The organism is Chryseobacterium endalhagicum (assembly GCF_016745235.1).
GTDB classification, from domain to species: Bacteria; Bacteroidota; Bacteroidia; order Flavobacteriales; family Weeksellaceae; genus Chryseobacterium; species Chryseobacterium endalhagicum.
Map to the genome: position 1 here is coordinate 563,770 of NZ_JAELVM010000003.1, position 25,761 is coordinate 589,530.

Consider the following 25,761-nt stretch of genomic DNA (forward strand, 5'->3'; position numbering starts at 1 on the left):
CACTATTTAATTGTTTTTTTAAGCTACTTCAACTGTTTTCAATTCTTTTTTTGCAGGTAAATTCATCAGAACAATTGCAAAAAGGATGAGGATAATTCCTACCCACTGTACGAGTAAAACTTTTTCACCCAGCAGAACAAACGCCATCGTTACTGAAACCGGCAGCTCCAATGATGAAACAATGCTTCCCAGTCCCAATCCTGCATTCGGGAAACCGATATTGAACAAAATAGGAGGAACAATGGTTCCAAATAAAGCCAGAATAAACCCGTACGTCCAGAATATTGAGTAATTGAACGCGTGAATATGCTCTGTATTTTCTGTAAAATTTAAATATAATGATCTTAATCCGTCCGAATACATCGGCCCGATCTGGGCAAAAAACAGGAAGCCAAACACAACCACTGCCCCTCCGCAAAGCATAATAATACTTTTTCTGAATACGGGAAGATGGGTTGCCAGTGTATTGGATGTGAACATGGTCATCGTATAGGAAGCGGCGGCCATCATCCCCCAGAATACCCCGTGCCAGTCGAGTTCGATATCCATATTGATCAGGTTGGTAGCCAGTATCGTTCCTGCAAGAACAATAATTACTGAAACTACTTTTCTTGCATTAGGCAGCTTCTTTGCAATGATGCTTTCCACCACCACACTGAACCAAACAGACTGCATCAGCAGTACGATTGCTATGGAAACATTGATATACTGAACGGCAATATAATAGAACAGACTGGTACACCCTAAAGATGTTCCGGCAAGCAGCAGCATTCTCACTTCTTTAGAACTTGGCGATGAAAGTTTCTGCTTTGAGGTGATGGTCTGGATAAAATTCAGGATTAAAAGTCCAACAATTCCCAGCAGAAACTGTGAAGTGGTCACTTCAGATGTCGTAAAGCCATCATGATAAGCCATTTTTACAAATGTAGCCAGCATTCCGTATATACTTGCCCCGATTCCTACGAATAAAACTCCCTTGAGTATATTTTTCTTCTTCATAATTTTTTTAACAGCCTGCAAAGTTACAACATAATAATGAAAGTACCCTGAGACGTCAGGATGATAGATAAATAAAATCGCCGCAAGCTTTGCTTGCGGCGATTTTTAAAATTGATTGTGTAAGTAAGACAAAAGGATGGAGGATGGAAGTTAGTTTTATACTATATACTAATCACCACTTTTAAATTTATTGAAGGAGTTAAAAATTAATAAAGCCAACCTGCATTTCTTTCTTTGGACTTCAATAACTTCCCTCTTCCGGCTTCCTTACCTATTTATAAATCTTAATTATTTTTTAACGATTACTTTAGCTGTAGATTCGAAACCAAGGCCTTTTACCTTTACCATATAGGTTCCGTTCACTAAATTATTCGTAGAAACTGCTTTTTTGGAATCCGGTGAAATCTTATCTTCCGAAGAAACCAGTTTTCCGGACATATCATAAATCTCCAGGCTTACTTTTCCAATCGTAGTGCCTGGGAAGTTAATATAAAACTCGTCCTTAGCAGGGTTTGGATAGATGGAAATTTTATTTTTAGCAGCCTGAACTTCTTCTGTTGACAATGCTGCACATGCCTCAGGAAGAGTAAAGCTTTCCGTCTGGTCGTTGATATTCTGCTTATTTCCAGCCGTAGCTCCTGTTCCTAAACCTCTTTTTGCAAAGACTCTCCAGATCATACATTTATCCACTCCGGCAGTTGTTGCCATTTCAGCCTGAAGTATAGCATCTCTGCCATCAATAAAAGTAGGATTACATGCCTGAAGCTTTAATGCGTCTGTTACCAGCTGAAGTACTCTTGCGCTTCCACTTGTGGCATTGGCTGTTACCTCGGATGCATAACCGTATTTTTCAACATACTTCCAGTGAAGATCCCATAGCATGGTTGCCCAGATAAATCCGATAGAGTGAACATCCGGAACAAGAACCCCATTTTGATTGGCATACTCCATTCCGTTGGTATCTCCGTAAGTAAAGCCATTGATGGCAAAATCAGGAGAATATTTCGCAGGTCTGATACCACCTCCGGTTGTTGCCTGACCGATAGGATAAGTTCCCATTCCTCTTGGTACGGAAGCATTGTCGCCAGGTCTGTTCGTTACCATCAAGGCAAAGAAATCGGACCAGCCTTCTCCCATCTGCTCTCTGTCCGCATTTGAGTTTAAACAATTATATCCAGTACCTGTCATTCTGTTAGAGATTCCGTGACCGTACTCGTGGGTAACGATTCCGTTATCGAAACTTCCGTCATACTTGGCATCCACTCTTAAATCAACGTTAACTGTAGTACTTGCCGCCAGTTTTGCTTTAATATACTCTCCTTCAGCATTTGTAACCAGGATAGACGGTATTGTAACAGTAGCATCTGTCCCTCCCATATTAATTAAGGTAGAACCATTGGCAGTATTGTTATAGATAATAGTTCCAATAGCCCCTGCATTCTGAGTATTTTTCACTTTTACTGAAAATCCGCAAACGCCTCCTCTTTCTACCAGACCTATTTTTCCGGCTAATTCTCCGGCAGGCAATGCTGCACATCCGTCAATAACGCTGGCAAGCTTTATATCTCCGGTGATTCCTACATCATTAAGAGGAGTCCCAAACTGGGCAACACCAGCATTTACAATACGGCCAACAGCATCGGAAGGCGCGTTGTAAAACAGTTTACGGTTTGATCCCAACCACAGATACATCTGCATTACAGGGTTGTAGTTATCAGGATAAGAGGCAAAATTGGCATTGTTGAAGCCTCCGCCATCCTGAGATTGGGCAAAAACCTCATCATCATCAAGGCCTCCGTTTCCAAAGTTATTGCTCTGGAAGTTTCTTATAGATTCGGTAAACCCGAACTTATAGAAAATATCATGTACTTTATTGCTTATATAAAACAAATTCGTGGTAGCAGCAGACAGATTAGCAGAAGCTAAAGCCGTTGAGCTGTACGGGAAATCAAAGTTTCTTGCTGCCCCGCCATCCGGAGAAATCCCGAATGTGTCCTCATCATCATCTTTATCATCATAAGCATATACGTTGTTTCCTCTTGTGGTTGTATAATGGTTAGTTACATTAGAATGCCATCCTTCCGGTGAAGACGTAATAAGCCATGGATTGTTTACAATAGCTCTTGTTCCAAACGTAGGAGATTCTACGGGTAATGGGAAAACGTTGTAGGAAGCATTATCCGGTGCTAAAGTCACCAAATTACTGTTACTTGCAGGGTAAGCCGTTTCTATCTGAGGCAGGGAAGCCATTGTATTTTCACCGTGAGCAAATGCTTCATCATGGAAATTACATGAAAGGTTCAGATCAAGCTTACTTAGAATTTTCCCGGTATGGGCATCAACCAGAATATTCCAGTGGTTTGATGTTTTAGGTACATGTACCAGATACTCATAGGCCAGTCGCAGGTTTTGAGTTTCATCTGCTGTGTACATCAGCCTTTGTTTGGCTGCTGTCAGTTTATTAGGTCCTTTTTCGAAAAAGTTCATGATCGGAAGTCTGGAAACCTCCTCATTCCCTAAATCTTCAGCAATTCTCTGCAATGCTGCTTCTTTTGTAATTCCTACCGTAGCAGAAGTAGATCCGTTATAATCTTTTAAAAAGTTATCTGAATAATAAACAACTTTATTATCCTTAATTAACACGGTTCCTGCAGTACCATACACCGGCATTCCGTTATAGGTCTGATGGAACTTTACAACTTCTCCGCTCATTGACTTTGAAGGGTCAACATTATCAATGACGAAATTGGTAAGATCGTTCTTCTTATATTCTCTGGTTTTGTTTTGAGAAATATAATCTTTAATCAGCTTATTGTTATCCTGAGAAAATAAACTAATAGGAAATGCTGTGAATACAGCAAACAAAAGAGGTAGAGTTATCTTTTTCATTTTTACTATTAAACGGGCAAATCTACAAATAATTCACATTTAAAATATTGAAAAATAAAATTATTTTAAAAAATAAAAGCAATTGGTAGAAAATTATAATAAAACACCTTAATTATTACTTTATCAATGGAGTGTTTTTTGGGGATGCGGGTTTGAGTTGGAGTGTTTTAGAGTTGGATCGTTTTTGGGTTTCAGGTTGCAGAATTTTGAGATTGAAGATTGTAAATGCAGAAATATTGAATGAACGGCAAATATCTGGTGGCTGAGGCTCCCGAAGCCACCAGTAGTACTATCCAGCCAATAAAAAAGCCGCTCAGGTAAATGAGCGACTTCTATAATCAATGGGTCCGTCCGGCTTATTTTTTAATTATTTTTTCTGAATAGATTTCGTTCTTATCATTGATAACATTCACGATATAAACCCCTTCTTTTCTGGAGCTGATATCAATATCTATTTCTTTTTGATTGCGTAATACTTTATTGTACACTGCATTTCCGTTCAGATCTCTGATTTCCAGCCGTCCTGATTCAAGGTTGTTTTTCAGAATTACTTTAAACAATCCGTTGGTAGGATTGGATGTCAGGGTAAACATTTTTTCTTTTGGCTGGGCACTTCTCAGTACAGGACATTTCATATTAATATCATAATCAAAATAAGGATAATTATTCCAGCTGTAAGCAATCTTATATTCTCCGTTCTGAAGATATACCATACTTATTCTGAACTTCTGCAGGCCTGTAGCTCCGTTACTTGCCGGATAATTAAAATCCGACGGCTGAAAAAAATAATTGTAGAAATTCCCGGGACCAAAGGAAGGATTAAATGTTACCGGGTATACAGTTCCATCCTCTAAACCTATGAGCTCCAGTCTCATATTGACCAAAGTAGCTCCGGCAGGAAGGTTATAATATCCCCCAATACCGGACGTACTTTCTATACATTCTCCCGGTTCATATCTGAAATCTATAGTCGCTAAATTACCTGAATTACAAATATTGGTGGCCAGCTCCTTCCAGTAATCCACTTCAGTATGTCCTATAAAAAAGCCATTGGGTCTGTTATAATACAGTCTTGGCAAAACACCATTATCAGGATCCGAGGTATTGGTTTCCAATGGTCCGGTATATAAGCCACCTGCACTGGAAATAGATGCTGCAGCGTTTAATGCCTGAGTATTTGTATTGGCATGAATCATTGTAAACTGGGCTTGTCTGCCAACTTTAAGCTTCACTACAGTATCAAATGCCGCAGGATCATTAAAAGCTGTATTATTGTAATTAACAAGATAGGAGTCGTGAGGAGTTCCTGAATTCCTTTCTGCATCAGTAAACACAACAATCTTCAGAGGCTGGGCAATGTTTAAAGTATTCTGGATGCTTACAATATCTCCGTTAAAAACTCCACTGAAAGCATTTTCCATCAGCTCCAGGGACTCACGAAAATAATCTCCAAAATCCAGACGTCTTTTAAAATTTGTTGCTGTGAAACCATCATTGGTAAAATCACTTTCAATATAAATTAAAGCTTTATTTACTCCGGCCGGGTTACCGTATATTCCGGCACCGTATTGTACAACTGCTACTCTATTTTCAGGATTACAGGCTAAAAGCTGCTCTATCAGTTTAACTGCGCCGCGTTTCATGTGAACATAGCTGTCATTAGTAGTAGATCCTCCGTTATCGAGCATAATGATGTAATCTGAGGATTGCTGGGCATTAAGATTACCCAATGACATGATCAATGCCACAAAGAAAAATAAGAATGTTTTTTTCATGGTTACTATTTTAAATTTAGTCGGCTAAAAATAATATTTTTTCCCAATTTGATGAAATATTTCAACCATAATTAAAATAAATTAAAAAATACATCCAAAACATCCATTATTTCAATGTTAAACGTTTTTTATCTATTATATGAAAACAAAAAAAGCCGCTCAAATAAATGAGCGGCTCTGTATGATCAATGGTTCAAAGATTATTTACCTTCTTCCATTTTTCTTTTCAATTCTGCTAATGCATCGATATCTCCAAGAGTTGATCTTTCTTCGTTGTTTGAAGAAGAAGATACATTTCTAGAAGAGATGTCCTTCATATTTTTCTTCTCCTCGTCTCTGAAAATTCCAGTGTGAGAAACAACTACTCTTTTGAATTCTTTGTTGAATTCGATCACTTTGAACTGAGCATCTTCACCTTTCTTGATTTTAGATCCATCTTCTTTCTCTAATAATCTTGATGGGCAGAAAGCTTCTACTTCTACGTCTTCGAACTGTACAGAAGCTCCTTTATCGTGAACCTCTACAGCTTTACCAGCGTGGATAGTACCTTCAGCATACTTAGTTTCGAATTTATCCCAAGGGTTTTCAGTCAATTGCTTGTGACCTAGAGATAATCTTCTAGCCTGGATGTCTAATTCAAGAACGATAACATTAAGTTTATCACCTACTGCACAGAACTCAGATGGGTGCTTGATTTTCTTAGTCCAAGAAAGATCAGAGATGTAGATTAATCCGTCGATACCTTCTTCTAACTCTACGAATACACCAAAGTTAGTGAAGTTTCTTACAGTTCCTACATGCTGAGATCCTACCGGATACTTAGCTTCGATGTTCTCCCATGGATCTTTAGATAACTGCTTGATACCAAGAGAAATTTTTCTCTCTTCTCTGTCTAGTGTTAATACTTCAGCTTCTACTTCATCACCTACCTTCACGAAGTCTCCTGCAGATCTTAAGTGAGTAGACCAAGACATTTCAGAAACGTGGATCAATCCTTCTACACCTGGAGCGATTTCTACGAATGCACCATAGTCAGCAAGAACTACTACTTTTCCTTTTACTTTGTCTCCTACTTTCATGTCAGCAGAAAGAGCATCCCAAGGATGAGCTTCTAGCTGCTTCATACCTAACTGGATTCTTGTTTTCTCATCATCGAAATCAAGGATTACAACTTTCACAGTCTGTCCGTCCTCAAGGATTTCAGATGGGTGGTTCACTCTAGACCAAGAAAGGTCTGTAATGTGGATCAATCCATCTACACCTCCTAAGTCAATGAATACACCGTAAGAAGTAATATTCTTAACAGTACCTTCAAGAACCTGACCTTTTTCAAGCTGCGCGATGATTTCTTTTTTCTGACCTTCGATATCTGCTTCGATCAATGCTTTGTGAGATACTACTACGTTTTTGAACTCTGGGTTGATTTTCACAACTTTGAACTCCATAGTTTTACCTACGAACTGATCGTAATCTTTAATTGGCTTAACATCAATCTGAGAACCTGGTAAGAATGCTTCGATTCCGTGTACGTCAACGATCATACCTCCTTTAGTTCTAGACTTAACAAAACCGTTAACGATTTCTCCAGTTTCGTGAAGTTCGTTTACTCTATCCCAAGCTTTAAGCGTTCTTGCTTTTCTGTGAGATAACTGTAATTGTCCGGTTTTGTCTTCTCTTCTGTCTACCATTACTTCCACATCGTCTCCTACTTTAAGACCTGGGTTGTAACGGAATTCGTTAAGAGAAATAACACCTTCAGATTTGAAATCGATGTCTACGATAGCTTCTTTATCCGTCAATCTTACAACTTTACCAACGATAACGTCGTTATCATTTAAGCTGCTTAGAGATCCGTTATAGATTTCTTCTAAATCGCTTTTCTCTTTTCTTGCATCTGCATCAAGACCTGATTCGAATGAATCCCAATCAAATTGTTCTGGTGCTACGTTTTGGTTTAATAAAACCTCTGCTGAATTTGTCTCTTTTGACATTTTCTAATAAAATTTGTATTCCTTCTTTTTTAACGGTTTGATAAATGCGGATTAAAAAATACGGAAGTAATTAATTATAAGTAATTTACTCTTCAAACCTTTTCGCCCCAAAAGTGGGTGCAAAGATAAGGATTTTATTTTATATTACCAATGGATTACGCTGTCTTTCTTATTAGAAATCAAGCACAAACTTTAGGGTTCATGTAATGCATCCGTTCCATGAAGTGTTTTAATAAAAGAACCTGTACCATTCACAAATACACCAGCCATGCAAAAAACACTTCTTCTGTTTTTAATCAGCTTATTTTCATATAGTATGAACACGGTAAAAGCCTGTACCATATTTTCCTGCTCCAGAGGTGGAGAAACCTTCGTTGCTGCCAATGAAGATGATATGACGCCTTTTACCAGAATCTGGTATAACCCAGCCTCTAAAGACCGTTACGGCTCTGTCAGCTTCGGGGCTCCGGATATGCAGGCCGCCGCAGCAATGAATGAATACGGACTGTTCTATGATTTTGCAGCAGCCAACTACGACCTGAGTAAACTGACCCTGAAAAATCCCTATAAAGGAGATCTGATGTGGGAAATATTAGGAAAATGCAAAACCGTAAAAGAAGCCATGGTCCTTCTGAAAAAATATGACTTTGCTATATCTGCCAAAGCTTTATTAGCCGACAAGGAAGGAAACTCTATCGTGATCACTCCCGGAGGTATCACAGAAAAGACAGGCGATTTTCAGGTGAATTCCAACTGCAATATGATCAATGGAAAACTGTCATGCAGAAGGCCGGACATCGCCAATGAAATGCTTGCCACTTCCAAGGAAAACAATATTGGGTTTCTGAAAACTATTTTAGACAAGACCCATCAGGAAGGAGAACTGAACACTTTATATTCTACCATCTGCGATCTTAAAAAAGGAATTATCTATGTGTATCTTTTTCACGATTACAATACCGTTTATAAGATTGATTTAAAATCTGAACTGAAAAAAGGATATCACATAGAAAATCTGGCTGATCATTTCCCTGCTTCATTTGCTTATGAAAGCTTCTCCAAAAATCATGCTTTATACCTTAAAGAATCTATTTTCAAGGAAATGCTGGAGAAAGGGACAGAAACCACCATTGACCGTTATATTGCAGAAAGTAAAAAATCAGATCCAAAAAATAAAAATCTGGATCCCGCCTTACTGGAAGCTGCTTTACAGCTTATCAAATATTCATGGAACGAACATCATAATGGTGCCATGTGGGATTATTGGTTCAGTAAACCCACCGGATACGACTACAAACCGTACAAAGATTCCCGCCTGAATTCCGCTGAAAAACTGTTAACATACCTCAGCATCAAAGAAGAAAAAGATCTCAAACTCCGCAATTTCATGTACGAAATGACCGGCTTCATCAATTTCACCCAGGGAAATACCGCTGCCGCTAAAGAATTCTACGAAAAAGCCATTGCCAACCCTGATGAAACATATCCGGTTACTTTACTGCGCGGGAAAGAAATGCTGGGCAGGCTGAAGTTGTGATGTGGCTTGTGAATAGTGTATTTTGCTTTGCCAGTCAATGGTGAATTTTTTAAGGGCAGGTTTAGATATTTGAGACGGTATTACTGGTGGCTTCGGGAGCCTCAGCCGCCAGATAGTTGCCGTTTATTCAATATTTCTGAATTCACAGCCTAAAACGCTCCCACCCAAAAACTCAAAACGCTCCAACCCTCCTACTCTCATTATTCACATCCCGTATCCCCGAAACCCAAAAACTCTCAAACTCTCAAACTCTCAAACTCTCATACTCTCCAACCCTCCTACTCACACACTCGCAACCCGCATCACAAACTCTCCACCCAAATTCACTACCTTTGCAGCATGGAACTACAATCAATTTATCAAAAGCTGCAGATTCAGGACATGAATCAGATGCAAAAATCTGCTTATAAAACTACTGAAAACAACACGGATGTTGTCTTGCTTTCGCCTACAGGTTCAGGAAAAACACTCGCTTTTTTATTCCCTGTTCTCCGAAATCTTAAAAAGGATGTTTCCGGAATTCAGGCATTGATTTTAGTTCCGGCGAGAGAATTAGCATTGCAGATTGAGCAGGTTTTCAAATCTATGGGAACAGATTTTAAGGTTTCCGTATGTTATGGCGGTCATGATAAAAAGATTGAAGTCAATAATCTGATTGAAGCTCCGGCGGTTCTGATCGGAACTCCGGGAAGAGTGGTTTATCATTTAAGAAATAACAATTTTGATCCTAAAACGATTAAAACATTGGTTCTGGATGAATTTGATAAAGCCCTGGAATTAGGCTTTCATGAAGATATGGAATTTATTTCCAATGCTCTGAAGGGTCTTTCGCAAAGAATTCTGACCTCAGCCACAGCAATGGACGAGATTCCGAAGTTTACAGGCTTAAAAAATGAAAAGATCATTGACTTTTTAAAATTAAGTGAAGTAAAGCCGGATATCCAACTGAGAAAAGTTATGACCATTTCTGAGGAAAAACTGGACACACTGTTTAACCTAATCTGCAAAATAGGAAACAAAAGAACGCTGATCTTCTGTAACCACCGTGAGGCTGTAGACCGTATTTCTGATCTTCTGGCTGAAAAAGGAATCGACCGGGAGACTTTCCACGGCGGTATGGAACAGGACGAAAGAGAACGCGCTCTTTTGAAATTCAGAAATGATTCTGCAAGGATTCTGATCACCACAGATCTGGCTTCCCGCGGCCTGGATGTTCCTGAGGTGGAATCCATTGTTCATTATCAACTTCCCCCTAAAGAAGATGCTTTCATCCACAGAAACGGCCGTACCGCAAGAATGAATGCCAAAGGTTTCGCCTACCTGATCATGACTGCAGACGAAAATTTCCCGTTCATTAAAAGTAATACACCGGAAGAAAGTGTGGAAGGCTTCAATAAAGTTCCTGAAAAAACACCTTTCCAGACCATTTACATCAGTGCCGGAAAAAAGGATAAAGTAAATAAAGTGGATATTGTAGGCTACCTGATTAAAAAGGGAGAACTTCAGAAAGAGGATATCGGCGTTATTGAAGTGAAAGATACCACTTCTTACGTTGCTGTATCAAGAAATAAAGTAGCTTCTGTTTTGAGAAAATTAAGTACAGAAAAACTGAAAGGTAAAAAAGTAAAAATGGAAGTAGCTTATTAAGACTAAGGTTAAGACTTTATCATATTCAGCCTTAACCTTAACCTTAACCTTAACCTTAACCTTAACCTTAACCTTAACCTTAACCCTACTTCACTCCCCTCACCTTTGTCGGTAAAGTATACACAGATTTTGAAGCGGTGATGAATAAAACCTCATTATTTTCGCCTCCGAATGTGACGTTGGACGTCCAATCTTCTTCAATAGGAATATGGTAGATTTTCTTTCCATGGCGGTTGAAAACATGAACCCCTTTTCCGGTCAGATAAAGATTTCCGTGTTTATCCAGCGTCATTCCGTCTGAACCCATTTCGCAGAATAATTTTCTTTCCGATAATTTTCCATCGCCAAGGATATCATACACATAGGTTTTTCCGGCGTCAATATCTGAAATATATAGCTTTTTAAAGGTTTCGCTTCCTACGATCCCGTTGGGCTGTACAAAAGTTTCCAGCTTAATGGTTTTCCCTTCTTTTGTTCTGTAATAAAGGCTTTTGTGAGCAATTTCCTGCTTAAAATCAACCCAGTAATCCCTTTTGTATAAAGGATCTGTAAAATACATGCCGCCGGAAGAATCATTCCAGACATCATTAGGTCCGTTCAGTCTTTTACCTTCGAAACCTTTCAGGATCACTTGCACTTTTTTGTCTTTGGAAATTTTCCAGATCTCGCCCTGATCATCAGAACAGGTGATGAGATTTCCATCCCTGTCGAAATGAGTCCCGTTGGCACGACCTGTTTTTCCTAAAAATTCCGTGATGGTATTGGATTTCCAGTCCCAGTAGTAGATCTTATCATTGGGCTGGTCTGTGAAATAAACGTTTCCCTGCTGATCCGAAGACGGTCCTTCTGTGAAACTGAACTGATCTGAAACCTTCTCCGGCTGTACATCTCCATAAAACATTTTGCTGTAATTTACTGATTGACAGTTTAGCAATGCGAAAACCAAACCAACCATGCTTATTTTACCGATCTTTTTCATTCTTCATTTCTTTAAAGCACGCAAGTTACAATATCGCGGGTAAGATCCCAATATATTCACCCAATTTGATACAATAAAAATCAAAACATAAAATGTCTCAATTGTCCTATTTTGGAAGCAGATGGTATTAGTTAAAAAAATGGATTATCCGGACCTTTGCTGTGGTAAGATCAACACTTCTTTTCCCTCTTTAAAACTGACTGAAAAACAGCTTGATCCAGCCTCAAAATATCACCTTAATACTTTTTAACTTAACAAAAGTACCGCAATGAGTGCAGAATCAAGCAGTGACAAATTCATAGAAACGGAAAATGACACGTTCAGGAATTCAGTGGGAACCATGGATGAAACCGGAAAGAGAAAATGGGTCTTTCCCCGGAAACCTAAAGGAAAATACACCAACTACAGGAATTACACCAGTTACATCATGCTGGCTATATTTTTCGGACTGCCATTTTTGAAAATTAATGGAAATCCCTTCCTTCTGATTAATGTGATCGACAGAAGATTCTTCATTATTGGCCAGCCTTTTTACTTACAGGATTTCTTTATTCTGGCTTTGGGAGCGGTAACTTCCGTGATCTTCGTCATGCTGTTTACCGTGGTTTTCGGAAGAATATTCTGCGGATGGCTGTGTCCGCAGACGCTTTTTATGGAAATGGTATTCCGTAAGATTGAATACTGGATCGAAGGCGACAGAAATAAACAGATGAAACTCGACAGACAGGAATGGGATGCGGAGAAAATCAGAAAAAGACTTTTGAAATGGTCTGCTTTTGCATTCATTTCTCTGGTTATCGCCCATTTTATGTTCATGTACATTGTGGGATATGAAGAGGTTTTCCGGATCATGAGTGAAGGCCCTGCCCATCATTCCCTGAAATTCCTTGTGATGATCTTTTTCACCATGACATTTTATTTTGTTTTTGCGTGGCTGCGTGAGCAGGTTTGTACGCTGGTATGTCCGTACGGAAGGCTTCAGGGCGTACTGATCGACAAACAGACCATCAATGTTTATTATGACTTTAAAAGAGGAGAAGGCCGTTCAAAATGGAGAAACAATGAAGACCGGAAAGCCGCTGGAAAAGGCGACTGCATCGACTGCCATCAGTGCGTAGTGGTCTGCCCTACCGGTATTGATATCAGACATGGACAGCAGCTGGAATGCGTCAACTGTACAGCGTGTATTGATGCCTGCGACGAGGTGATGGAAAAAGTGGGCCTTCCAAAAGGATTGATCCGTTATGCTACAGAAGCGGAAATTGAAAATCAGGCTGCTTTTAAGTTCACCTCAAGAATGAAGGCTACAACGGTATTTCTGGCTCTTCTCATCGGATTTTTAGGATTCTTAATGTATGACCGCGGATCTATGGAAGCCAAATTCATTAAGCCGGCAGGCTCCACCTTCTTCATTAAAGACGGTAAGATCACGAATACTTTTATCTACACTCTTTTAAATAAATCCAACGAGAAAAAAATCCTGACCATTAAGGTAATGACTCCCGCGCATGCAGAAATTACCTACTTCGGTCCGAAAAAGATTACATTAAAGGGTGATGAAATCCTGAAAGGGAACATCAACATCACTTTCCCGGAGGAAGAAATTAAATTTTCCAAGCAGAATATGGTAATCGGCGTTTTTGATGAAAAAGGCGAAATGCTGGATTCATTTGAAACTACGTTTGAAGGACCGTTTAAGCTTTTGCTGTGATGCGGAGGTTACGGGATGCGGGTTACGGGGTTCGGGATTGGAGACATTACAGACTAAGACTTCTATAACTTCCTCTCCCATTCTTAAACTTTAAACTTTGAGCCTTAAACCTTGAACCTTGAACTTTGAACTTTAAACCTTATATTTTCTCATAAACTGAGTAGGAGTCATTCCGGAGCTTTTCCGGAATACTCTTACAAAGTAGGAATATTCTTCATAGCCAAGCCGGAAAGCTATTTCTCCAAGGCTTTCATCCAGATAAATCAGCATCCTTTTAGCCTCCAGTACGACCCTTTCGGTAATGACATCGGTTGCGGTTTTCCGGACAACGGCCTGAGCAATCCTGTTTAAGTGTTTTGGGGTGATTCCCAGTAATGAAGCATAGTAAGCTATCGATTTCTGGTTCGTAAAATGCTGTTCTATCAGGTTTTCAAAATCCTGATAATGTTTAAAATAAGAAAGGCTGGCAGAAGAAGAAAGTACATCTGTATCTTTTGAAAAAAGCCGTGTTGCATTGATAAAAACCTGTGACATCAGGGAAAGGATAAACCCTTCTTTCATCACGCCCTGAGACTGATGCTCTTTTCCTAACTCCTGAAAAAGATGTCCAGTTTTCTCTAGTTCTTCAGCATCCAGCTGCAGCTTTCGCGGAAAAGATACGGAGCCGAAAAATGGAAAATTCCGGAGTTTCTGGCTGACATAATGCATTTCGTAAAACTCCTGCGAACAGAAAAAAATATAGCCCTCAATATCTTCCGAAAGTTCCCAGCTATGAATCTGGCCCGGCGAAAGAAAAAACAGACTTCCCTCAGAAACATCATATTTCTGGAAATCGATCTCATGAACTCCTTTTCCCCCGGTAAAAAGAACAGCTGCGTAAAAGTCGTGGCGGTGCGGTTTTTCAATATGACGGTGTCCCACAACGAGATGTTCTTTCATGGTATTGAAATAAAAATCTGAAGTATTCCTGCCGGACTGGAAAAGTTCAATATGAAGGACAGAGATGGAATTCATTACGCGTAATACAGATCGTAGTTAAAGGATAAAATTACTGCAAAAAGCGGGAAAATACAAACGCATAAAAAAGGACCGGCTTTCACCAGTCCTTTATTCAGATATTATTGATCTGTTATTTAATGACAAGCTTAGTGTTGTAAGCTCCTTTTGAAGAGCTGATGCTGATCACATAAACTCCTTTCGGAACGTTAACGTTAAACTCTTTCGTGCTGTTGTTTTCACTTTGATAAGCGGACGAGAATACCAGTTTTCCACTGGCATCAAACATTCCTACTTTTAATTCTCCTTTTAAATTTCTGGATTTAATGAAGAAGTTCCCGTCGCTTGGATTAGGATAAATCTTAATATCATCTGCCAATGGAGAAGAAACCTCGTGAGTGGCCAGAGTCTGGGTTTCTCTTGTACATACTTCCAGAGACCAGGCAGTTACCGTTCCTGCATTTCCTGCATTGTTATCGGTCGCATAAAGCTTCCATTCTCCCTGCGCTTTGTGCCCTTTGAAGATTCCAAGGGATTCATTGGATTTGGTTTCTCCCTGAACCGGTGAAGCACAGACTACTGCATTCCCTGCATCACTGAATGAAGCTGAGATTCCGGACTGTCCGGAGCATTGTCTGTTCCAGATAAGAGCGGATGATCCCACAGGGCTTTCAATTCCTACCGCAAGCTGATTAATGCCTGGATGGGTAATAGAAGTAGTTACCTTTATTTTGGTGATGGTCCCTGTATTGTTGACCGTTAAAGGAATGACAGTTTTAGGCGCTGAGATACCTGAACCGCCCGGTCCGTCTGTAATGGCTACTGCCGCACCGCCGTATGTATAGGTATTACAGGTTTCACCAGTTACCGTGTAATCTATCACAAAACTTGGGCTCACCGCATAATAAACGTTTCCTACCGCTTCAATCATAATGTATGCATTCGCAGTGGTAGAACCTGCCGGTATTGTGATCTGCTCGCTCCCGTCATTAGGAGTATTGGCTGCAATAACCGTAAAGGTTTGTCCGCCGTCTTTGGATAATTTAATATTAACATTTGCCGTATTTACCGGAGCCTGGTTGGTATTGGCAACGTCCCAGGTTACATTTACAATCCCTCCGGAGTTCAAAGACTGTCCGAAAGCAGGAGCTGTCACCTGGAAAGGACCTGATGCTGCATCTACCGTAATGGCCATTGCATCTTTGGACACCTGTGGCTGTATTGGGTTATTATCTCTCAGTGTCGCCGCAAAATTAAGGCTTCTTCCTACACTTGAAACGGCTTCCCAACGGGTTGATAAAACACCGGCCAATACTTTATTAAAATCAGGAAAATACCGTACAGGAGCACTTATCGGAGAAAAGGATCTGAAAGTAGGTCCTGTAGGCTTTGTAGGATAAGCTATTGAAATATCTCCGGCTCCAATCTGGGCAGCAGCAGCCTGATCCGCCTGTTCCCACGTATAGGTATAGGAAGCAGTATTGGCATCTGTAGTGGTTGCTGTAAGTACAAACGGTGTAGATTTAGGAATGGTATAATCCGCTCCGGCATTGATATTGGGAGCAGGGTTTGCAAAAGGTGTATTGGCTCCGCAGGCAATACTATTCAGTTTATTTCTGATCTGTGTCACACTGTTGGTATGGAAATAATCATTGGAGTTGAACTGCACATCCGAAGCTGTTGTTATTCCGGTGTATGCCATGATGGTACTTCCGCTTCCCGGCTCCACTTTCTGATCGGACTGTGCAGACCTGTACGTATAGGAATGCCCGGCTCCCAGCTGATGCCCCATCTCATGGGCTACATAGTCTATATCAAATTTATCTCCTTCAGGGAAATTATGGGCGGTCCATCCGGCTCCTTTGGAATTATTATTACAGATTACTCCTAAGCCAGCAGATCCATTTCCTCCTTTTTTGTCTATTAAGTGCCCCATATCATAATCCTCGGCAGCAATTCTTGCAGATATCTGAGTATGTGCCTCATTCGGACCACCGCTTACATAAGGATCGGAGGTCGCTTCCAGAAATATCAGGGTGTCATTATTGGCAATAAGATTAAAATGGAATGACAGATCTTTTTCAAAAACGCCGTTCAGCCTTGTGAGTGATGCATTCATTGCTGCAAGGACAACCGCTTTTTTCTGGGCATCTGTAGCATTAGCCGGAGTACCTGCAGCCGTTAGATGATATTCTGCATATTCTCCTGTACAGGACAAGGCGAGCCTGAAAATATTAAAACCTGCTAGTTTTTTATTGGTGCTTTCATTATTTTCAACATTTTTCTGTACGGTTTCAGTAACAGAACATTCAAAAGGTTCCGTGTCCTGTCCTCGTTTTGCATTCGAATCAAATACGGCATAAACTGCTCTATCCTGCGTATAAGGTTCGATGAACTCTGTAGAGCCCGAACGGGTGATCATGGATGAAAATCCTACGGGTGACATACTGAATCTCAGATAAACCGAAGGATCATCTACACCACTTCCTACGTATGATTTGATATCCTGATATTTTTTCTGAAGAGCGGGATCCATATTGGAAGATTCCCAAACCTGAAATTTTTCAATTTTTCCTCCTGCAGTAGGAAGTGAAACGATTACTCCTTTGGATCCTGAAAAACGTTCCGGAGTATTTTTTAAAGCCAGCTTAAGCTGATGGGTATCTAAGGAATACAGTCCTGCGTATTCCAGTTTTTCCTGTGACGCTTTTACTTTCTGCGTCCTGACAGATGTTTTTGTCCATTGCGAATATCCTAAAAAAGGAAGCATCAGCATGGAAGCTAAGATAAAATTCTTCATAAATATTATTATTTGTATGGTTTATCAAAAATAACAATATATAATTAAAAATTAATAATAAAATTCAAACAAAACATGAAAATAATATATTTTTGATAATAAAAACATCAAAATAAAACAAAATACTAATTAAAAGACTAAATTATGTAAAACATACGTTATTTTATATTTAATTAAGAAAAAAATAAAGATTTAAAATACTAAATAATAATCAGTTAGATATATTTTAAAATAAAAAGGACCGGCATTCACCGGTCCTTTATTCAGAAATTTCTTATCTGTTATTTAATGACAAGCTTAGTGTTATAAGCTCCTTTCGAAGAGGTGATGCTGATCACATACACTCCTTTTGGAACATTAACATTAAACTCTTTCGTACTGTTGTTTTCACTTTGATAAGCAGACGAGAATACCAGTTTTCCGCTGGCGTCAAACATTCCTACTTTTACTTCTCCTTTTAAGTTTCTGGATTTAATGAAGAAGTTCCCGTCGCTTGGATTAGGATAGATTTTGATATCATCTGCCAATGGAGAAGCAGTATCTTTTACGCCTAATGCCTGGGTCTGGCGTGTACATACCTGAAGTGACCATCCGGTAATGCTTCCGGCATCTTCGGTATAATTATCAGATGCAAATAACTTCCATTGTCCCTGAGCCGGATGTCCTACAAAAATTCCCAATGATTCATTGGATTTCACTTCTCCCTGAATCGGAGTAGCACACACAGCAGCATTTCCTGCATCACTGAAGGTCGCTGTAATATTATCCTGCGATCCGCATTGTCTGTTCCATACAAGGGCAGAGGTTCCCAAAGGACCTTCTATTCCTATAGACAGATCTTTTACATAAGGATGCGTAATAGAAGGAATCACTTTAATCTTAGTTACAATCCCCGGATTATTGACCATCAAAGGAACAGAAACTTTAGGCGATGCTATAGCGGCATTTCCACCCGGGCCATCTGTAATCGCTACTGCGGCACCTTCGTAAGTATAGGTAGTACATGTTTCTCCGGCAATGGTATAGTCAATCACGAAGCTAGGGCTTACTGCATAATAAATATTTCCTGCAGCTTCCACTAAAATATAGGCATTGGCAGAAGTAGATCCTGAAGGAATCGTAACCTGCTCACTGCCATCGTTTGGAGTATTGGCTGCAACAGTTGTGAAGGTCTGCCCTCCGTCTGTAGACAGTTTTATATTAACATTAGCTGTGCTTACAGGTGCCTGTGTGGTATTGGCTACATCCCATGTCACATTTACAGACGCTCCTGAAACAGCTGCCTGTCCAAATGTTGGTGCCGTAACTTTAAACGGACCAGCGGCACCATTTACTGCTATTGACATTGCATCTTTATTGGTCTGAGGTGCTGTAATATCATTGTTTCTTACCGTTACAGCAAAATTAAGGTTTCTTGCCACACTGGAAACAGTTTCCCATTTCGTAATAAGTACACCGGCCAAAACATTATTGAAATCCGGGAAATACCTTACCAATTTGTTTACAGGCTCAAAGGAGCGGAAAACAGGTCCGGCAGGCTTGGCGGTATAAGGTATTGAATTGTTTCCAAACTGACCTGAAGCAGCATCCATCTGTTCCCATGTATAGGTATAGGCCGCGGTATTGGCATCGGTAGTTGTTGCTTTTAAGACAAACGGTGTAGACTTGGGAATGGTATAATCTGCTCCTGCACTGATATTGGGAGCCGGATTGGCAAAAGGTGTATTAACTCCACAGGCAAGTGCATTGATCGTATTTTTAATTTCTGTAATATTAAAAGTATGAAAATAATCATTGGAATTAAACTGTACATCATAAGCATTGGTGATTCCCGTATAAGCCATGATTGTGGAACCGCTGCCGGGCTCTACCAGAGAGGTTGGATCCGCAGATCCATTTTGGTAGCTATATGAGTGGTTAGCTCCTAACTGATGCCCCATTTCATGAGCTACATAATCGATATCAAAGGTATCGCCTTCCGGGAAATTACTGGCAGTCCATCCCTGGGCTTTTGAAGCATCATCACAGATCTCCCCTGGAGCATACCCGTTTCCGTCTTCTTTATCGAAAATATGCCCCATGTCATAATTTGCGGCACCTATATTATTTGTAATTGTAGTTTGGGCCTGCGGATTTTGCTCATCAAATTCGCCGTAAGGATCTGTTGCAGGATCTACATAGATAACAGCATCATTATTAGCCACCAGATTGAAATGGAGTGAAAGGTCTTTCTCAAAAACTCCGTTCATTCGGGTGAGAGAGGCATTCATCGCAGCTAAAACTACTGCCTTTTTCTGGGCTTCTGTAGCATTGGCCGGAGTTCCCGCTGCTGTCAGATGATACTGTGCATATTCTCCGGTACAGGTAATAGCAAGCCTGAAAACATTAAATCCGGCAAGCTTTTTATTGGCAGCTTCGTTTTTTTTTTCAGAATCTTTAGCTTTCGGCTTATCAGGGGTAGAGCACTCAAAAGGTTCTTTATCCTGTCCTCTTCTTGCATTGGAATCGAATACGGCATACACTGTTCTGTCTTCTGTATAAGGTTCAATAAATTCTGACATGCCGGAACGGGTAATCATGGAAGAAAACCCTACAGGTGACATGCTGAACCTCAGATACACTGATGGATCCTCAATACCTGTCCCTACATAGGATTTGATATCCGGATATTTTTTCTGAAGAGCGGGATCCATATTGGAAGATTCCCAAACCTGAAATTTTTCAATTTTTCCTCCTGCGGTAGGAAGGGAAACAATCACTCCTTTGGATCCTGAAAAACGCTCCGGAGCATCTTTCAGAGCCTGCTTAAGCTGATTTGCATCTAAGGAATACAATCCTGCGTACTCCAGTTTTTCCTGGGACGCTTTTACTTTCTGCGTCCTGAGAGATGTTTTTGTCCATTGCGAATATCCTAAAAAAGGAAGCATCAGCATGGAAACAAAGATAAAATTCTTCATAGATATTGTTATTTGTATGGTTTGTCAAAAATAACAATATATAACTTAAAAATAATAGTAAAATTCAAATAAAAGATTAAAACATTATCGTTTTGATAATAAAACATATTAAAATAGAATAAAATACCAATTAAAACAAAGTATAATGTAAAACATACGCTATTTATTATTTAATTAAGAAAAAAATAAACATTTAAAACATTCTCAAACAATCAGTTATACCTATCATCAAATAAAAAGGACCGGCTTTACCGGTCCTTCATTCAGAAATTATTGATCTGTTATTTAATGACAAGCTTAGTGTTGTAAGCTCCTTTTGAAGAGGTGATGCTGATCACATACACTCCTTTCGGAACATTCACATTAAACTCTTTTGTACTGTTGTTTTCACTTTGGTAAGCGGAAGAGAATACCAGTTTTCCGCTGGCATCAAACATTCCTACTCTTACTTCTCCTTTTAAATTTCTGGATTTGATGAAGAAGTTCCCGTCACTTGGATTAGGATAGATTTTAATATCATCCGCCAATGGAGATGCTGCATCTTTTACACCTAATGCCTGAGTCCCTCTTGTACATACTTCCATAGACCATCCTGTAATAGATCCCGTACTTCCAGGATTATTATCTGATGCAAAAAGTTTCCATTCTCCCTGTGCTGTATGTCCCTTAAATATTCCTAAAGATTCAAAAGATTTTGTTTCTCCCTGAACAGGTGAAGCACATGCCACAGCATTTCCTGCATCACTGAATGATGCTGTAATCCCTGAACTGTTTGCACAGCTTCTGCTCCAGATCAGCGCAGAAGAACCTACCGGACTCTGAATTCCGATAGCCAGATGCCGCACGTTTGGATGGGTAATGGAAGGGGTTACTTTAATTTTCGTAATGGTTCCGGTATTATTGACCATCAACGGGGCAGAAACTATTGGAGCAGAAATATCTGAACCTCCCGGGCCATCTGTTATTGGAACGGCAGCACCGGCATAAGTATAGGTATTACATGTTTCTCCGCTCACAGTATAATCTACTACAAAGCTAGGGCTTACTGCATAATAAACATTCCCAACAGCCTCAATCATAATGTATGCATTGGCAGAAGTAGAACCTGCAGGAAGCGTAACCTGCTCACTTCCATCATTCGGGGTATTGGCTGCAATAACCGTGAATGTCTGCCCGCCATCTGTAGACAATTTTATATTGACATTAGCCGTACTGACAGGTGCCTGGTTGGTATTGGCAACATCCCAGGTTACATTAATTGCACCCCCGGAACTCAGTGACTGCCCAAATGCAGGTGAAGTCACCTGGAAAGGTCCTGCAGCTGCATTAACTGTGATAACTGCTGCATCTTTAGCCGTCTGGGGATCAACAGGATGATTGGTTCTGAGCGTTACACTAAAATTAAGGTTTCTCGCTACACTGGAGACGGATTCCCATCTTGTAGTAAGAACTCCGGCAAGCACTTTATTAAACTCAGGAAAATATCTTACAGGAGTACTTACGGGAACTACAGATCTGAAGTTAGGTCCTGCAGGTTTTGCAGCATAGGCAATGGTATTGGCACCTGTCTGAGCGTTCGGGGCGGCATCCACCTGCTCCCAGTTATAAGTATACGCTGCACTGTTTGCGTCTGTGGTTGTGGCTTTTAATACATAAGGTGTGGACTTAGGAATGGTGTAATCCAGACCCGCATTTACTACCGGCGCCGGATTTACGAACGCAGTATTGGCCCCGCAGGCAGCGCTGTTTATTGTATTTTTAATTTCTGTAACATTTACAGCATGAAAATAATCATTGGAATTAAACTGAACGTCATCGTTTCCTCCCATGATTCCGGTATAAGCCATAATGGTAGATCCGCTTCCCGGTTCCACTTCTGTAGTTCCTGAGCCATCAAGATATAAAGAAAACGTATGGTTCGCTCCCAACTGATGCCCCATTTCATGCGCCACATAGTCTATATCAAAGCTGTCTCCTTCCGGAAAATTACAGGAAGTATATCCTCTCGCTTTTTGGCTGTTGAGGCAGATTACACCTAAACCTGCTACTCCGTTTGCATTTCTTTTATCTATTAAATGCCCCATATCATAGTCTTCAGCAGGAACTCGTGCAGATATTGCAGCTTGTGCTGAAGCGGTACCAAAGCTGGTATAAGGATCAGAAGCCGCATCCCAGAATATAAGTACATCATTATTCGCAATTAAATTAAAATGCAGCGACAGATCTTTTTCGAAAACACTGTTCAACCGGGTAAGTGATGCGTTCATGGCTGCAAGGATGGCTGTTTTTTTCTCGGCATCGGATGCTGTAGCCGGTATTCCTGCAGCGGTAAGATGATACTGCCCATACTCACCGGTACCCGACAATGCCAGTCTGAACACATTAAACCCTGCTACTTTCTTATTGGCAGCTTCGTTTTTTTTTCCGGCAGAAATTTTCCCGGCTTCTTCTTTCACAGAGCACTCAAAAGGTTCTTTATCCTGCCCTCTTCTTGCATTGGAATCAAATACGGCATACACCGCTCTGTCTTCTGTATAAGGTTCAATGAATTCTGATATACCGGAACGGGTGATCATGGAAGAAAACCCTACAGGCGACATGCTGAATCTCAGATAAACCGAAGGATCCTCAATACCTGTCCCTACATAGGATTTGATATCCGGATACTTTTTTTGAAGAGCGGGATCCATATTGGAAGATTCCCAAACCTGAAATTTTTCAATTTTTCCTCCGGCAGTAGGAAGGGAAACCATTACTCCTTTGGATCTTGAAAAACGCTCCGGAGCATCTTTCAGAGCCTGCTTAAGCTGGTTGGTATCTAAGGAATACAGTCCTGCGTATTCCAGTTTTTCCTGTGACGCTTTTACTTTCTGCGTCCTGACAGATGTTTTTGTCCATTGTGAATATCCTAAAAAAGGAAGCATCAGCATGGAAGCTAAGATAAAATTTTTCATAAATATGGTGATTTAATAATATGGTTCGTATATTTTGTTAAATCTAAGAAATACATACTACATAAAACACTCATTTAAAGATATTTACACAGTTAAAAACAATAATTCAACACTTTAATTGAATTTGATTAATTTATTACATTCAATAAAACGATTATGTGTAAAAATTTTATCTCTTTTGAATATCAAACACAAAAATTAGGTCATTTTTTTGGATAAAAAAGTTCCAAATAACAATGTACAGGATATTTACCGTCCCCATATTTGCATCAGAGTTTAAAAAATATTTATCTTTGACTTTTAGGATCTGTAAAATGAAGATAAATTTGCCCGATAAACTGTATTATTCCATAGGAGAAGTTGCAAAAGCTTTTGATGTAAACACCTCACTGATACGGTATTGGGAACAGGAGTTTCCTATCATTAAACCTAAAAAGAACAAAAAAGGCAACCGCTACTTCACGCCTGAAGACATCAAAAATCTTCAGATGATTTATCACCTGGTCAAGGAAAAAGGCTATACACTGGATGGGGCACGGATTGCATTAACCACAAACAGTAAGATTTCTGAAACCGTAACGATTATCGACCGTCTGGAATTTATCAAAGCTGAACTGCAGAAACTCAAAGCTTCCCTGGCGGACAGAGATTCCGAATAAAACAGGTTCTATTATAAAAAGCATTCTTCAAAGGATGCTTTTGTTTTTCCGAAGAATCTACATTTAATTTCTTTAAATCATTCTCCGGAAAAGGTAATCAAATGGAATTTAAAAATCATTTGAAAGAAATTACTGTACAAAACAATCCAATCTTATTTTTCCCATTGCCTTGATTTATTTTTATTGATAAGTTTACGCAATGATGAGAAAAAACTATTACCAGAAACTGGCGTTCATGGGAGGTCTGCTGATTCTCCTCCTCACCTTCCAGAAGTATACCAGCAGGGAAAAAGAAGATTTTCCTGAGATCCGGTTTATCACAGAAAGTACGGTTCCATTGGATCTGGATGATTTTAACCCCAATGATCTTGATGAAAAGCAATGGCAGCACTTAGGGTTTTCTGAAAAGCAGACAGCTACAATTCTTAACTATAAAAAAATAGTCGGAGGAACATTCACTTCAAAGGAGCAGTTCAGAAAATGCTATGCAGTTTCTCCTGAAAAATTTGCAGAGCTCAAAGCCTTCCTGATGCTTCCGGAAACAGGCAGAGAAGCGCATTCCGAAAAATTTAAAAGCTATGAGAAGAAAGAGATCACTGTCTCTAAAAGATTCAATCCGGACAGATTTTCTGCCGGCGAATGGATCAGTATGGGTTTCAGTGAAAAGCAGGCAGAAGCCATTTTAAAGTACAGGAATTATCTTGGTGGAAGCTTTGTAAGTAAGGAGAAATTCAGGGAGTGTTTTATTATTTCTTCAGAAAATTACAGTAAACTTGAGCCCTATCTAGTGCTTCCGGAAAAAACACCTGACGGTTTTAAACATTCAGGACAGCATTACAGTACAGCCTCTAAAATTCAATACCGCTCATTCGATCCCAATGCTTTAGATATGAGTGGATGGAGAGCTTTAGGATTCTCTGAAAAGCAGGCGCAGACCATCGTAAACTACCGGGACCGAAACCTTAAAGGAAGTTTTACCTCGTTGGAAGATATTCAGAAATGTTTTGTCATTTCTCCGGAAAAATTCGCGGAATTACGACCTTACATTAAGCTCAGTCCTGATATAAATAAAAAGCAGGAATCCAGACAGGAAACTGATTTCTCAAAAACCGATCTCAATACCATTACCTTTAAACAGCTTCTGGAGTTTGGATTGGATGAACGGAGCGCAGGTTCTATGCTTGGATTCAGGAAAAAGCTGGGTGGCTTTGTCAATAAACAGCAGATCTTGGATACTTATAATATTGATAAAGAGATGGTTCAGAAACTGATTTCCACATGCCTGCTCAATACCTCCAATGTTCCTAAATATTCCCTCACCGATGCTCCTGAAGAATGGCTGAAAGATCATCCCTACTTCAAATATTCTGCTGAAAAAATTATATTCTACCGGACTAGCTACCATGATGATAAGAAAATTCTGAAGCTTTTAAAACTAAAGCCAGAATATGAGGAAAGAATGAAATTATATTTAAAATAACCGGAGTTTGAGGGGGAAGTTATGAGTTATGAGTTTTGAATTATGAGTTTCGGGGTGATTTTGGTTGCTGGTTGCTAGTTCATGAGTTGCTGGTTGGTAGTAATTAAGCTAATAAATTATCGTCCGATGTCTTGTGTCTCATGTCTAAAATCTCTACAACCTGCCACCTAATATCTGCTACCTGCCACCTAAAATTCACCATTCACCTGCGAAGCAAAATTCACCATTGACATCAACACCACCTAAAATCCAAACCAAAAGCTTCCTAGTTTTAACCTTTGGCACAGTCTCTAATCTCTACAACCTGCCACCTAATATCTGCTACCTGCCACCTAAAATTCACCATTCACTTGCGTAGCAAAATTCACCATTGACATTTTTACTGCC

General features: G+C 39.8%; 14 protein-coding genes. 5 read left to right on the forward strand and 9 right to left on the reverse strand.

Annotated elements, in window-relative coordinates; genetic code table 11:
* Positions 1 to 18: 18 nt before the first annotated feature.
* The 4 genes from JET18_RS18220 to rpsA all read right to left on the reverse strand — a co-directional run bounded on the left by JET18_RS18220 (position 19) and on the right by rpsA (position 7,654).
* Positions 19 to 999, reverse strand: coding sequence for an EamA family transporter (locus JET18_RS18220; RefSeq protein WP_202093436.1), 981 nt, complete (start codon positions 997 to 999; stop codon positions 19 to 21).
* Positions 1,000 to 1,287: 288 nt separating this feature from the next.
* Positions 1,288 to 3,888: a T9SS-dependent M36 family metallopeptidase gene (locus JET18_RS18225; protein ID WP_202093438.1), complete on the reverse strand. Its 2,601-nt coding sequence runs from the start codon at positions 3,886 to 3,888 to the stop codon at positions 1,288 to 1,290.
* A gap of 356 nt (positions 3,889 to 4,244) precedes the next feature.
* Positions 4,245 to 5,663, reverse strand: coding sequence for a T9SS type A sorting domain-containing protein (locus tag JET18_RS18230; RefSeq protein ID WP_202093439.1), 1,419 nt, complete (start codon positions 5,661 to 5,663; stop codon positions 4,245 to 4,247).
* Between the two features lie 200 nt (positions 5,664 to 5,863).
* A complete protein-coding gene (rpsA, locus tag JET18_RS18235; RefSeq protein WP_202093441.1) occupies positions 5,864 to 7,654 on the reverse strand; it encodes a 30S ribosomal protein S1 in 1,791 nt (596 codons plus the stop codon).
* Between the two features lie 268 nt (positions 7,655 to 7,922).
* Here rpsA and JET18_RS18240 point away from each other — a divergent pair, with 268 nt between their 5' ends.
* Both JET18_RS18240 and JET18_RS18245 read left to right on the forward strand, forming a co-directional pair.
* Complete coding sequence (locus tag JET18_RS18240) at positions 7,923 to 9,191, forward strand: C45 family peptidase (RefSeq protein WP_202093443.1); 1,269 nt, start codon at positions 7,923 to 7,925, stop codon at positions 9,189 to 9,191.
* Between the two features lie 339 nt (positions 9,192 to 9,530).
* A complete protein-coding gene (locus tag JET18_RS18245; protein WP_202093445.1) occupies positions 9,531 to 10,838 on the forward strand; it encodes a DEAD/DEAH box helicase in 1,308 nt (435 codons plus the stop codon).
* Positions 10,839 to 10,923: 85 nt separating this feature from the next.
* On the opposite strand, the gene JET18_RS18250 is transcribed toward JET18_RS18245, so the two are convergent.
* Positions 10,924 to 11,817, reverse strand: a complete 894-nt coding sequence (locus tag JET18_RS18250) for an SMP-30/gluconolactonase/LRE family protein (protein WP_202093447.1) — start codon at positions 11,815 to 11,817, stop codon at positions 10,924 to 10,926.
* Positions 11,818 to 12,085: 268 nt separating this feature from the next.
* Between JET18_RS18250 and ccoG the strand changes: the two genes are divergently transcribed.
* Entirely contained in the window at positions 12,086 to 13,528 is a 1,443-nt protein-coding gene (ccoG, locus tag JET18_RS18255) for a cytochrome c oxidase accessory protein CcoG (RefSeq protein ID WP_202093449.1), read from the forward strand.
* 132 nt (positions 13,529 to 13,660) lie between these two features.
* On the opposite strand, the gene JET18_RS18260 is transcribed toward ccoG, so the two are convergent.
* The 4 genes from JET18_RS18260 to JET18_RS18275 all read right to left on the reverse strand — a co-directional run bounded on the left by JET18_RS18260 (position 13,661) and on the right by JET18_RS18275 (position 23,235).
* Complete coding sequence (locus JET18_RS18260; protein ID WP_202093451.1) at positions 13,661 to 14,542, reverse strand: AraC family transcriptional regulator; 882 nt, start codon at positions 14,540 to 14,542, stop codon at positions 13,661 to 13,663.
* Between the two features lie 115 nt (positions 14,543 to 14,657).
* On the reverse strand, positions 14,658 to 17,324 hold the full coding sequence (locus JET18_RS18265; protein ID WP_202093453.1) for a reprolysin-like metallopeptidase: 2,667 nt from the start codon (positions 17,322 to 17,324) through the stop codon (positions 14,658 to 14,660).
* Positions 17,325 to 17,605: 281 nt separating this feature from the next.
* Complete coding sequence (locus JET18_RS18270) at positions 17,606 to 20,281, reverse strand: reprolysin-like metallopeptidase (RefSeq protein WP_202093455.1); 2,676 nt, start codon at positions 20,279 to 20,281, stop codon at positions 17,606 to 17,608.
* A 281-nt stretch (positions 20,282 to 20,562) separates the two neighbouring features.
* A complete protein-coding gene (locus tag JET18_RS18275) occupies positions 20,563 to 23,235 on the reverse strand; it encodes a reprolysin-like metallopeptidase (protein WP_202093457.1) in 2,673 nt (890 codons plus the stop codon).
* Positions 23,236 to 23,549: 314 nt separating this feature from the next.
* Here JET18_RS18275 and JET18_RS18280 point away from each other — a divergent pair, with 314 nt between their 5' ends.
* A complete protein-coding gene (locus tag JET18_RS18280) occupies positions 23,550 to 23,894 on the forward strand; it encodes a MerR family transcriptional regulator (RefSeq protein ID WP_034704939.1) in 345 nt (114 codons plus the stop codon).
* 199 nt (positions 23,895 to 24,093) lie between these two features.
* Complete coding sequence (locus JET18_RS18285) at positions 24,094 to 25,374, forward strand: helix-hairpin-helix domain-containing protein (protein WP_228728590.1); 1,281 nt, start codon at positions 24,094 to 24,096, stop codon at positions 25,372 to 25,374.
* Positions 25,375 to 25,761: the final 387 nt, after the last annotated feature.